Genomic DNA, 13,056 nt, shown 5'->3' on the forward strand with positions numbered 1-13,056 from the left:
ATGATGAATAAATATTTTTCCATTGTTTTAATGACCGCCGTGATCCTTGCGGGGACCGTGGTATCCTGCAAAAAGACGGCTGATGTTTATGAGGATCCCTATGAGGGGGGGCAGGAGGTGATACAGATCGACTTTCTAAGTACGCCCCCGACCCCGGAAAATGGAACGGCCGGGCAGGAAATGACCTTTTCTGTAAAGGGATTGAAGCCGGAAATGAAGGACCAGATCACTTTTCTGGCAAATGGCATGGCTGCTGAAATTTCAGGATATACGGACAGTACCATCACCATTTTGTTGCCGGAGAACGTAAGTTCCGGCGGGGCCTCATTAAGGGTGGGCGGACAGATCTTTCCGGGTCCCTCTTTTACCATCCGCGGAAAGCTGCTCAAAGATCCCTCTTTTAATGCCGGAACGGGTGCAAGAGGCGTCATTACACAGATCCTGCCGGTTCCCAACGGCAACTTTGTATTGGCCGGTCCTATTTTTTCCTTCCAGGGCAAAGATCAGAACGGGCTGGTGCAGATTGATCCTACCGGGAAAACAGCCGGTAATTTTAACCCTGGTAAAGGGCCTGCAGGAACGATCGCCAGTATCCTCCGCCTGCCTTCCGGCGAATACCTTGCCGGGGGTATTATGAGCTCCTATAACGAAGTAGACGGGCTGAACGGGCTGGTGCTGCTGAACTCCAATGCCTCCATAAAAACAAGAGTGGTGGATCTGTATGTGAGTCCCAATGTATCGGATCCCAGCATGGCCACCGATACCGTTTCCTGGTTTAACGGCAACCTCACAACAGGGGGAGTTTCCAAACTCTTTTACCGCAACGACCAGATCACGGCGGTAGGCACTTTCAGCCGGTATGGCACCTATTTTTATGAGCGTTCTACCAAAGACAATAAATTGTTTGATCATATTCCGGTAGAGCAGGTGGTGCGCATGGACCTGGCGGGTAACCTGGACTCTTCTTACTCCTATGATCGCACGACCCGGCAGGCCCTGCCTGGTGGGAACGGGAGTGTTACGGATGCGTTCCTGCAGCCGGATGGCAAGCTGGTGCTGGTGGGCGATTTTACCACCTACCGCGGAAAACCCGCCAACAGGATCGTACGGTTAAATGCAGACGGAACCCCCGATGAGGATTTTAAAGCCGGCACGGGCGCCGACGATGTGATCTACTCGATCCGCTACAACGCTGTTACCAAAAAGTACCTCATCAGCGGCAACTTCAGCAAGTTTGATGGCCAGCCTTCCGAAAAGATGGCCTTGCTCGATGAGCAGGGCGGACTGGACCCCTCCTTTAAGAGCGCCGGCTTTAGTGGCGGATTGCCCACCCTGGGCCTGCAGCTGAACAACGGGCTCATCGTGGTTACGGGTTCCTTTGATTCCTATAACGGCATTGTAAGAGGCGGGTTGGCGGTGCTGGGTTCCAATGGTTCGCTGGCGCCAGGGTACAATGCTACCGGTAAGTTAAATGGGTTCGTATTCGATATGATCGAAACAAAATCCGGTATCGGCGGACTGCCCGCGATCCTTTTGGCAGGGCAGATCGATACGTTTGAAGGAGAACCTGCCGGAGGTATTTTAAAGCTGGTATTCAATTAGCCCGTCATCAATGAGCAACAGCAGATCAATAACAATAAACAATATGCAGATGAGTACAATATATAAGAGGATCAAATGGGGGACGGCGCTGGCATGCGGCGCGGGCCTGCTGTTTTTTTCCTGTAACCGCGATTTTGAGAATAAACTGCAGTTTCCGCCGGATGCCGATACATCCATACACCAGTTGCGCAACGGCAATAAAGTGCTGTATGTAATTGTAGACGGTGGAGTAGGAGCCGTGATCGAAAATGAGGCGCAAAAGGATGACATCAATCCCAATTTATATGCCTTAACCAAGAACGCCCTGTACACGGGAGGCAGTGTTTCAGACTCGCTTACCTATACGCCAGCCACCTATGCCGATATGCTTACGGGCGTGGACTACAAAAAACATAAAGTAACTCCGGCAGGTACAGACCAGCTGGCGGCGCATCCCGCCCTCATGACCGTATTAAAAAACAGCAATCCTGCACTGCGCACAGCGGCCTTTGTACGGGCATCCTTTATTTTCGATCACCTGCTTGCCGGCGCCGGTCAAAGACAATTGCTGGGGTCTGATGCAGAAGTGCAGCAGGCGGCGGTAAATGAGATCGGGAAACCGGAAGCCACCGTAGTGGTGGCGCAATACCAGGGACTGGAGGATGCGGGACAACAGTTTGGCTACGGCCCCCGTTCTCCGCAGTATGTGGCAGCAGTAAAATCGCTGGACAATTTTATAGGAGCCTTACGGACTGCTGTGCACAACCGGCCCGGTTACGGAAGCGAGAACTGGCTCATTGTGATCGCATCCAACAAAGGAGGAGCATATGCTTTGTATCCGGAGGAAGATGATGAGAGCCCGTTTACCGATACCGAGCGCAACGCATTTGTGCTGATGGCCAATGACAATTTTGCAGCCCGCTATATTGCCAGGCCCAATACCCTGAACTACCAGCAGGAAGGATATCTTATTGGAGATGCCACTTCTGAGGTAGCACCCAATACAATGGGAAGCACCACTGCCAGCCTGGGTTCCATTGAATCCGGTGAAGCAGGTGTCTTTAACCTGGGCACAACAGGAGGATATACGATCCAGCTAAAAGTAAATATGGTGGACCGGGGAAGCAACCTGCCCGCCATCTTTTCGAAATCCAGCACGGCTGCCGGCAACAGCCCCAACGCCGGCTGGGCTTTTGTGCTGCATTCTGACGGAAGGGACAACTGGGATTTCCGCATTGGAGGAACCTCCAGCACGGCACCGGAATTTGAGCTCAATACCTGGAACACTTTTACCGTAAGGATCTACGATAGCGCTGCTAAAAGATGGCTGCGCACCTATACCAATGGCGTGCCCGGGGGACGTTCGGATATTACGGGGAAAAGCGGTACCACTGTTTCCCCGCTGCGCCTGGGAGGTGTACCTTCTTACGGCCAGGGAAATATCGGGTTTAATGCGGTGGATGTAAGGATCTATGACGTTGCCCTGCCGGAAACATATATTATGGCCAATTATTGCAGTACGCTGGTAAATCCCGGTGATCCTTATTATACCGATCTTATCGGCTACTGGCCGGGTATGGGTTTGCAGACCAAAGAGCGGTCGGGGAATATATTTGAAGACATGGGGCCGAACAAAAAGGATATTGTATTTCCGGCCACGTTCTCCTGGACCAGCTTTTCATTGGGGAAAAGCAGTGACGTCTGCCCTACCATTCCCTGGAACATTACAGAGTCCGTACCGCTGCCGGTAGATATTCCACTGTTCATTTACAGCTGGATGGGGGTTTCCGATATCACCGGCCTGGATCTCGACAGCAAATCCTGGATGCCCTCCTTTGCAAATGCCCAATAACAATCTTTTGAATATGAAGCATAAAAAATTTTACATATTGCCGGTGATCCTCATTTTGATAGGGATCGTTGTTGCCTGTAACAAAAAATACGGGTTCGATTTTGAGAACGGTTATACTTCTACTGATTTTCCGGATACCGTAAATTACGAGGTGGACACATCCGTAACGATCGACAAATCGAAATACATACAGGCCAATGTATTTCCCGGGCTCATCAGCCCGGACGAGCCGCGGCTGCAGCAGTATAAAGTAGATATCGACCTGGATTATATAAATGTGCCTGCCTCCGATCTGAGGATCAGCGTAGCCCCCCAAAACTGGATCAGCACCGGTCTGTGGGCCCCTGCGGGAGAGCTGGTGACGGTTGAAGTACCGGAGGGTGTGTATGGCCTGGAAGCGCAGATCGGGTCGCATACGGACAATACGAGCTCCATGCCTGATTCAAAAAGAGACCCTGTGATCTACAACCGGAAGCAGATCTTTCCGGGAAAAAATTACTTGCGCAACTTATATGGCGGGTTGATCTATATCATTCCCTCAAAGCCCACCGGCAGCATCGTACCCGTTACCTTTAGCGGTGTGGCAAAGTCGGCCAGCTTCTTCCTGGGAAAAACAACCGACGGCGAGTGGCAGGAAATGGTGCGCAAGACCTCGGTTCCCTTCTTTGAGCTGGTAGGCCGCCGCATTGTATTTACACTGGAAACGGCAAAGCTCAAAATAAAGCCGGTCAGCAGTCCGGAAGCGTTAATGACCTTGTGGGATAAGACGATAAAAGAAGTGTACTGGGACTGGTATGGCCTTACCGAAGACAATCCTGACGTAAAGAACCGGGCACCGGTAAACCAATGGCGCGTGGTGCATGAGATACAGCTGAAGGAAGGGGTGGCCCAGCATTCCGGCTTTCCGGTGGTGGCCATGAATACCATGAACTACTTTTCCCAGGCAGTAGATCCGGAGCTGGTGCGAACCTCCAACTGGGGCACTTTTCATGAACAGGGACATAATATGCAGATGAATTCCACCTGGAATTTTGCAGGTAACGGAGAAGTGTCCAATAACCTGTTCAGCTTTAAGAATGCACAGATCAATAACGTGCGGCATCCCAATGAACTACGCTCCTGGAATGCAGCACTGCCTTACGTGTCCCTTGACTCGAGCCGGAAAATGTGGATAGGGACCGGTACGAATATCTCGAATCCGACAGATGATGCAAAGATGAGCCTCTACACCCAGATCTTTGAAAAATACGGCTATGCGTTCATGACCTACCTCTGCACTGCTGCGCGGAATGCCCGCTTTACCGCCATCGACGACCAGTCCAAGATAGACTTCTTTTACGAGCGGCTCTGCGAATACACCCAAACGGATATGTACCGGTTTATGCGGGAGTGGGGTTTAAAGATCAGCGCCACATCGCGGAAGGCCATTGCCGATAAAGGGTATCCGAAACTAAAGACCAATTTGTGGATGTATAACCCCTACACCCGGGAAGGAGGCGATGAATCCCTCAGAAATGAATTTGGCAAGGGAAAACCCGGCCCCAATCTTGGATGGACGATTGACAGCATTACCAATGTACGAGGAAACAGCAATGGCACGGTGAACACCAAATACCTGGCGAGCAATTTGCTGGATGGCGATATCAACACGATCTGGCATAGCTGTTTTAACGGTTGTGTAACCGGATATGATCCGAACACAAAGACCCTTTATCCGTTTAAAGCAGCGGTTAAAACCGGTGACGCGCCGGTAACAGCAGATGGCTTTTATATTGTGCAGCGGCAGGACGGGACCAGCAATCACATGGACGAGATTACGATACAGGTTAGCATGAACGGAACAAATTGGACAACGCTGGGCCTGTTCCCGCTTAAGACCGCAGCCAACAGTTCCACAGCCGAGGCGCTGGCTCGGCAGTACATTGATCTGCCGGCTCCCGTAACGTTCCAGTATTTCCGGTATGTATGGGATGCACCGCCTGCGGATGCGAACAAGAACTCTGCGTTTGCCGAAATGGGCGCCTTCTATTATTAAACAAGAAAGAACGAATGACTATGCGAACTCTACATAAATCCTTAGGTTATTTTAAGCGTGCTTTTTTTATAGCAGGAGTACTGGTTCTGGTAAATGCCTGTTCCAAGTACTACGACCCGCCCCCGGTTTTTGAAAATGCAGTGGACAAGCCGTTCACCAAAAAGAGAAAAATATTACTGATCGTGGTGGATGGCGCTGCGGGGCCGGAAGTAAAAAAGATAGCGCCGCCTACGCTCATGGGCCTTACGGAACATGCCAAGTACAGCTGGGGCGCTTTTGGCGATGCCCGGTCGGGCGATGGTCCTTCCTGGATCAATATCCTAACAGGTAAATCCGCAGCGGCTTCCGCTATTTCCGACAGTACGCTGGCGCCGGTTGAAGAGGAAGAAGAAGGCCATGAGCACGAAGAGCTGCCGGTGTACAGTAATTTCTTTCAGCGCCTGCTGGTTTCCGGCTACCTGTCGCAAACCGTGGCCATTACGCCCTGGAATACCCTGGCGGAGCTGGGGCTTACCTACGCCGGCAATACTATCGCCGCTGCCAACGACCAGGCTGTAAAAGACAGCGCCGTTCGGGCGCTTACCAATGAGAAGCTGGGCGTAATGCTGGTGAATTTTAACGGGGTGAACCTGGCCGGCCGGGCCGCTGCTTTTTCTGCAGATGAGCCGGCATACAAAAGCGCCGTGCTCCAGGTAGATGCTTACATAAAAGAGATCATGGACGCCCTTGCAAAAAGACCCAATGCTGCACAGGAAGATTGGCTCACGATTGTAACCTCCAATCATGGGGGAGACGGGGATAGTTATGGAGGAGCAACAGTTCCGGAACGGAAGATCTTCATGATCTATAATAATCCAAACTTTATAAAAAGGGAGCTGCTTACTCCTGCCCTAATGCCACTGACGACACTGAGTGGCCCTATTGCCACTCCGGTTAATGCTACATTGGATGAAGCAGATGCCTCGCTGTATAATTTTGGTACTACAGGAGAATATACGGTCCAGTTAAAAGTGAAATTTGCCAGTCGCGGAAGCACCTGGCCTGCGTTCTTTGGGAAAAAGGGAACCAGTTATAATGATGCTAATAACCCCGGATGGCTCTTTATGTTGTATGATCCGGCAGGAGCACCTAAATGGCGTCCCTTTGTAGGCGGTTCCAAATCGGGTCAGGCGCCGGTGTCTCAGTTGAGTGACGATGGCCTTGTACTCAATGTATGGAATACACTGACCATGAAAATTTATGATGAAGGAAGCAAACGTTTAGTGGCAGGCTATACCAACGGTGCACGGCATAAGGGCACATTTGAGATAACCGGACGAAATTTAAGCAACAACCTTCCGCTTACCATTGGAGCAATGCCCGGCTGGATATCTACAGGGCCTACCTTTAACGTAGCAGACATAAGGATATACAATACTGCCTTGCCCGACAATGTAATTGCAGACGAATATTGCAATTCGGGGATCACTTCAAATGATCCTTATTATAATAATCTGATAGGCTATTGGCCGGGCAGTGAAGGCGATGGAACCGTATTGAAAAATAAAGCGCCGGGTGCTTCGGGGAAGGATTTTGTGTTTGCCAGAACCAATTCCTGGAATTTGATTGTCTCCAATTTTTGCGGAAATGCGTCGGCTCCGGATGAACAACTGTTGCAAAACACAGAAATCGCGCCCAATCTTTTCTATTGGCTCAACCTGAACCCGCTTACCGCCTGGGGATTTGAAAGCAAGGAATGGTTGTCGACGTACGAAACAGAATTTATTAAATAGCCTTTTAAGATGAAGCTGAAACATTACGAAAATATAGCTACAGTGCTGCTGATTACAGTAATGGTTGTATTTATCTTCCTGAAGGCAAATCACATTCTATAAAATACAGCCTGCTGATGAAGCAAACAGGGATGAAAAATAAAACGATTTTCGACAAACAATCTATCTCAGGTCGCGCCATTTCTATGGGGCGACCTTTTTATGTATGCAGGTGCCATTTCCTTTAGGGAATATCCGTGCTGGAAAACGGCATCGAATTTGAATCTTCAGGCAGGATTGGTTATCCCAAAAAGTATAAAATTCTTAAAATTGAAAATGAGTAAAGTGATCCTGGTTTTTGAAAAACATCTGTTGCTATTGATAACATTGTGTACGCTTTTTATAAACAGCCTGTCCGGGCAAAGCACGGGACGGCAAACGCTGCCGTTCAACAGCGGCTGGGAGTTTAAAAAAGGCCCTGGCGATTTTGGAAGAGATACCAGCTACTTAAATCAGGAGTGGGAAAAGATCTCCGTACCGCATACCTATAACCGTACGGATATGCAGCTCAGTAGGGATTTTTATACCGGGGATGCTTTTTATAAAAAGAAGTTCCTGATCGCGGAAGCCTTAAAAGGCAGGCGGATCTTTCTTCGCTTTGAAGGGGTCGGATCGGTGGCCACCATTTATGTAAACGGGCGGTATCTTACTGCGCACAAGGGCAGCTATGCGGCTTTCTCGTTCGAGATCACCCATTCTGTAAAATACGGCGCGGAAAATGTGATCCTGGTCAAAACGAATAACGCGGCCCGTAAAGACGTCATACCGGTAAACCATAACTTATTCCCGATATATGGAGGTATCTACCGGCCGGTGTCCATGATCATTACCGGCCCGGTAAACATTACAGTGACCGACTATGCCTCTCCGGGCATTTATATAACCCAGAAAAATGTATCGGCGCAAAAGGCAGATATTACCATTAAAGCAAAATTGGAAAATCGGCTGCCGGCGGCCCGTACCATCACGCTGCAAACAGTTGTAAAGGATGCCGGCGGAAGGAAGGTTGCCGCCGTTCATGAAAATGTTGTGGTAAGCCCCCAGGGAACTACGTACATCGATCAGTCGCTGGCGATGACCCGTCCGCATTTGTGGAATGGCGTAAAAGATCCCTACCTGTACACGCTTACCACCGCGCTGATCGCGGATGGAAAAGAGCTGGACGCCGTGACACAACCCCTGGGGATCCGGCGTTTTGAGCTGCGGGCAGGGGATGGCATGTACCTGAACGGGGTTAAATACCCCATGTACGGGGTAACGCGCCACCAGGACCGCTGGCAGTACGGGAACGCGCTTACACATGCGCAACATGCAGAGGACATGCAGATCATCAAAGAGATGGGCGCTACCACCATCCGGCTGGCGCATTACCAGCAGGCGGAGGATATCTATGCACTGGCTGATAAAATGGGCTTTTTGATCTGGGCCGAGATCCCGTTTGTAAATGCCACCTCTTATGAAGAAGATGACAATGCGAAGCAGCAAATGACCGAGCTGGTGCGGCAGAACAGGAATCACCCCTCCATTTATATTTGGGGCATGCACAACGAAGTATATTCCAAAACCCCGGATGAGCATGTGCCGGTACTTACAAGAGCGCTGAATGATATCGCCAAAACAAACGACCCGGACCGGTACACGGTATCGGTAAGCGGTTATGGAGAAATGAACCGCCCGGCCAATCTTGCGGCGGATGTACAGGGGATGAACCGGTATTACGGCTGGTACGAAGGCCGGATCGGCGGCCTGGAAAAATGGGCTTCAGGACTGGAAACAAAATATCCGGGTTATGAAGTAATGCTGACAGAATATGGAGCAGATGGCAATATAGACCAGTCTTCAGAAACCCTGCCGGATCCTTCAAAGATCGATCCCATAAACGGAAAATTTTACCCGGAGAACTACCAGACGGAAACCCATATCCAACAATGGGCCATCATCGAAAAGCACCCATATATTCTTGCTTCTTATTTATGGAACACCTTTGAGTTTGCTGTTCCGCTGTGGAACCGGGGAGGAGTGAATGCCCGGAATTTAAAAGGGCTGGTTACCTTTGACCGCAAAAGAAAAAAAGACGGGTTTTTCTGGTACAAGGCCAACTGGAACCCGGAGCCGATGCTTTACCTGGCAAACCGCAGAGACAGTGTCCGCACGCAGGAAGTTACAAAAGTGCAGGTTTTTTCGAACCTGAAACAGGTAAGGCTTTTTGTAAACGGAAAAGAGATCAGGGGGCACAATGGGGTCAACAGCAGGCATTGGGTTTTTGAAAATATAAAATTGAAAAAAGGTGTCAATAAGATAAATGCGATCGGTTCCGCAAATGACAAAATATTAAGGGATACAATGACGTGGTTGCTGAAATAGGAATGCGGAAATTTGCGAATGTGGGAATTTGAAGATTTGAGAATCTGAGAATGTGGAATTGTGGAAGTGTGGAAATGGCGATCCTGGCGCGGGATCCATACCGGAAAGAGCACTGTCGGCAAAATAAATTCCATTTTATGTTATATGTTGGAAACGGATTATACAGAAGGTTAAAAAGGAACAAATGAAACAGAATATTAAAAAAATAGGCATCATTCTTTTTTCAGGACTTGTGGGTTTTACACCTTTCGTAAATGCCCAGTGGACCGGTCCCAAGAAAAAGCCGGATAGTTTGAGAACGATCCAATACGGCCCGATCACGCCGGCCCACCGTACCGATCCGCAAATGACGGCATTCCGCAACTACGGTCTGGGCCAGTTTATTCACTGGGGCTTGTATGCCATACCGGGTAATGAATGGAATGGGGTAAGCGCAAGGGGCGGGGCCGCCGCATCCGAATGGATCCGTTCCTGGGGAGGGCCCACTGCGCCTAAAGACTGGAAAAATATTTACGACAACTTATATAAACAATTTGATCCAAAAGCCTTTGATGCAAAGCGTTGGGCAAAACAGGCGAAGCATATGGGTGCACGCTATGTGATCTTCACTACCAAGCACCATGACGGATTTGCCCTTTGGCCTACGAAATATTCCGGTTACAATATTTCTAAAACGCCGTATAAAAAAGATATTGTTAAACAGGTGGTGGATGCATACACTGCGGAAGGGATCGATGTGTATCTGTATTTTTCTGTACTGGAATGGAACAACCCCGACTATATGTCGCGGGCTCCGAAAACCGGTGATGAAAAAAAGCGTTTTGACCGGTTCCTGCAATACACGCGTAATCAGCTTTTGGAGCTGGTAAATAACTATCCGCAAATAAAAGGATTGTGGTTCGACGGAACCTGGGATGCTTCCTGGAAAAGTGCCTATGCGTTTACTTATAAACTGGAAAAGGAATTGCGGGACAAGCACCCGGGGCTGATCATTGGCTCGAGGTTCCGTAATGACGAGTTTGGCGCCCGGCATTTCGACAGCAACGGGCGTTTGCTGGGCGATTATGAGCAGGGTTGGGAACGGAAGATACCAGGAAGCTTTGAATGGCTGGACGGGAACGATTGGGATTGCGTGATGACCATCCCGCCCAATGGCTGGGGGTATATGAAAGACTGGTCCGGGATCTATACCAAAACAACGGATGATCTCCTGGAAATGCTGATGCGCTGCCGGTCTATGAACGGTAATTTCGTGATCAATTTCGGCCCCGACGGCAATGGGCGGATGCGGCCGGAGGAAGACCGGATCGCAGCGGAAACGGGAGCATGGGTAAAGCAGAATGCGCCTGCGGTTTATGAGGCGCGGCATTCGGCGTTCCCTGCTTCCAATTACGGTTATTTGACACAAAAGGACAGCACCCTGTACCTGACGGTATTTAACAGGCCGGTGAACAATATCCTCCGCATTGCGGTTCCCAAAGCGTTTAAACGGGTTCCGGTTGCGGCCTCTTTGCTGCAGAACGGCAGCAGACTTGAAGTGAAGCGTGCCGACATCGGACTGGACCTGGATAAGAATACCTATTACGATGTAGTGCTGCCCTCCGGTTACGAGGCTACCCGGGCATTTGTGGTGGAGATCCGTTTGGGCGCGCCTGTAAAAAAAGCCGGTAGGCTGATGGATGCAAAGATGTGAACTTCCGGGTGTGCAGGGATACAGGAACCCGGAAGATCTGTAAAGTGGTGCGTATTAAAAAGTCCTATCTTACGGCAAAATATTCTGTAATGAAGAAATTGTATGCTGCTTTTTTATTATCAATGACAGTGATTGGAGCCAGTGCACAGGCGCCCTGCCCGGTGATACCCGCCCCGGTAAAGGCGGTATTAACGGATGGATCTTTCATCCTCAGTAAATATACCCGGATCTATACAGAAAGCCCTTCTTTAAAGGATGCTGCGGCCTACCTGCAGCAGGAACTGGTACAAAAGGAATTGATGCCGCTTGCGCTTACGCAGGAGGAAGCCGCCCCCAATACTATACTGCTTACGCTGGATAAAACACCGGCGGAAGGTGATGAAGGCTATACACTGCATATTACCGGCAAACAGGTTCGGATTACAGGAAACGCTGTTGGCGGGGTGGTGAACGGCATTTCCAGCTTGTTGCAGCTGATCCGCCTGCAAAAAAATAGTGCCGGCAACATCCGGATCGACGGATGGCAGATCACCGATGCGCCCCGTTATCGCTGGCGTGGATTTATGCTGGATGAATCCCGTCATTTTATGGGCAGGGAAAAAGTGCTGCAACTGCTGAACTGGATGGCTTTTTATAAATTGAACCGGTTCCACTGGCACCTGACCGATGAGCCTGCCTGGCGCCTGGAAATTAAAAGGTACCCCCGGCTGACCCTGATCGGCGGCGCCGGCAGCTTTACCAATCCACTGGTGCCCGCGGCGTATTATACCCAGCAGCAGATCGCTGAGATCGTTCATTACGCAGCGCAGCGTAACATTACGGTCATCCCGGAAATTGATATGCCGGGTCATGCCACTGCTGCCAACCGGGCCTACCCGCAATACAGTGGCGGCGGCAATGCACAGCATCCGGACTTTACTTTTGATCCGGGCAATGAGCATACCTATGGGTACCTTACCAATATTCTCCGGGAAGTAAATATGCTGTTTCCTTCGGGTATGATCCATCTTGGCGGGGATGAAGTGAGCTTTGGTACCGACCAATGGCTGAAAAACACGGGCATTAAAAAGCTGATGGAGCAGCATGGACTAAAGGACCTTAAGGCCGTAGAACGCTATTTTATGGAGCGGATGGCAGACTCTGTATATGGTATGGGCGCGAAATTGCTGGCCTGGGATGAAATGGCAGAGGTCAGTCTTCCCAAAGACAAAACCATTATTTTCTGGTGGCGGCATGATAAGCCGGCACAGTTGAAAATGGCGCTGGAAAACGGCTATGATGTAGTGGTATGCCCGCGGCTTCCCTTCTATTTCGATTTTGTCCAGGATAGCCTGCACCGCATGGGCCGGAAATGGGGAAAAGGATACAGCCCGCTCAAAGATGTGTATGCGTTCTCCCTGGCTTCGCTGGTAGCGGAAAAACAGCAGGGGCAGATACAGGGACTGCAGGCAAATTTATGGACGGAGACCGTTACCAATTTTAACCGGATGGATTACCTGACCTTTCCGCGCATCGCCGCACTGGCAGAAGCCGCCTGGTCAAAAGAGGAACGGAAAAACTATGAAGATTTTACCGGACGGCTAAAAAAGCAATTGGCACTTTACAGGGATGAAGACATTTATTTCTACAATCCCTTTAACCCTTCTGAGATCCCGGAACCCGTTTACTTCCGGAAAGATAAACGGAACCTGTCGGCGCAGGAGAATTGAACGATCAGCTA

7 protein-coding genes are annotated in these 13,056 nt (G+C 50.0%); all 7 read left to right on the top strand.

Annotated features, from left to right (window positions below):
- The 7 genes from B160_RS0110980 (at position 1) to B160_RS0111015 (ending at position 13,045) form a co-directional block, all read left to right on the top strand.
- Complete coding sequence (locus B160_RS0110980) at positions 1-1,602, top strand: DUF5008 domain-containing protein (RefSeq protein WP_083927693.1); 1,602 nt, start codon at positions 1-3, stop codon at positions 1,600-1,602.
- 49 nt (positions 1,603-1,651) lie between these two features.
- A complete protein-coding gene (locus B160_RS0110985; RefSeq protein WP_026309697.1) occupies positions 1,652-3,433 on the top strand; it encodes a LamG-like jellyroll fold domain-containing protein in 1,782 nt (593 codons plus the stop codon).
- A gap of 13 nt (positions 3,434-3,446) precedes the next feature.
- The gene (locus tag B160_RS28915; protein ID WP_169540040.1) at positions 3,447-5,468 is read left to right on the top strand and encodes a M60 family metallopeptidase; all 2,022 of its coding nucleotides are present in this window, start codon (positions 3,447-3,449) and stop codon (positions 5,466-5,468) included.
- Between the two features lie 20 nt (positions 5,469-5,488).
- Complete coding sequence (locus tag B160_RS0110995; RefSeq protein WP_018627964.1) at positions 5,489-7,240, top strand: LamG-like jellyroll fold domain-containing protein; 1,752 nt, start codon at positions 5,489-5,491, stop codon at positions 7,238-7,240.
- Between the two features lie 315 nt (positions 7,241-7,555).
- Positions 7,556-9,643, top strand: a complete 2,088-nt coding sequence (locus tag B160_RS0111005; RefSeq protein WP_018627966.1) for a glycoside hydrolase family 2 protein — start codon at positions 7,556-7,558, stop codon at positions 9,641-9,643.
- Between the two features lie 184 nt (positions 9,644-9,827).
- Positions 9,828-11,336: an alpha-L-fucosidase gene (locus tag B160_RS0111010; RefSeq protein WP_018627967.1), complete on the top strand. Its 1,509-nt coding sequence runs from the start codon at positions 9,828-9,830 to the stop codon at positions 11,334-11,336.
- A gap of 89 nt (positions 11,337-11,425) precedes the next feature.
- Positions 11,426-13,045 (top strand): beta-N-acetylhexosaminidase, encoded by a 1,620-nt coding sequence (locus B160_RS0111015; RefSeq protein WP_040679774.1) that lies wholly within the window; start codon positions 11,426-11,428, stop codon positions 13,043-13,045.
- Positions 13,046-13,056 lie beyond the last annotated feature (11 nt).

Origin of the sequence: Niabella aurantiaca DSM 17617, from assembly GCF_000374125.1 — a bacterium.
Classification (GTDB): Bacteria; Bacteroidota; Bacteroidia; order Chitinophagales; family Chitinophagaceae; genus Niabella; species Niabella aurantiaca.

Bases quoted from the DNA above. Each gene is read 5' to 3' on its own strand.
- B160_RS0110980 (WP_083927693.1), top strand. From the start codon at position 1: ATGATGAATAAATATTTTTCCATTGTTTTAATGACCGCCGTGATCCTT.
- B160_RS0110985 (WP_026309697.1), top strand. From the start codon at position 1,652: ATGAGTACAATATATAAGAGGATCAAATGGGGGACGGCGCTGGCATGC.
- B160_RS28915 (WP_169540040.1), top strand. From the start codon at position 3,447: ATGAAGCATAAAAAATTTTACATATTGCCGGTGATCCTCATTTTGATA.
- B160_RS0110995 (WP_018627964.1), top strand. From the start codon at position 5,489: ATGCGAACTCTACATAAATCCTTAGGTTATTTTAAGCGTGCTTTTTTT.
- B160_RS0111005 (WP_018627966.1), top strand. From the start codon at position 7,556: ATGAGTAAAGTGATCCTGGTTTTTGAAAAACATCTGTTGCTATTGATA.
- B160_RS0111010 (WP_018627967.1), top strand. From the start codon at position 9,828: ATGAAACAGAATATTAAAAAAATAGGCATCATTCTTTTTTCAGGACTT.
- B160_RS0111015 (WP_040679774.1), top strand. From the start codon at position 11,426: ATGAAGAAATTGTATGCTGCTTTTTTATTATCAATGACAGTGATTGGA.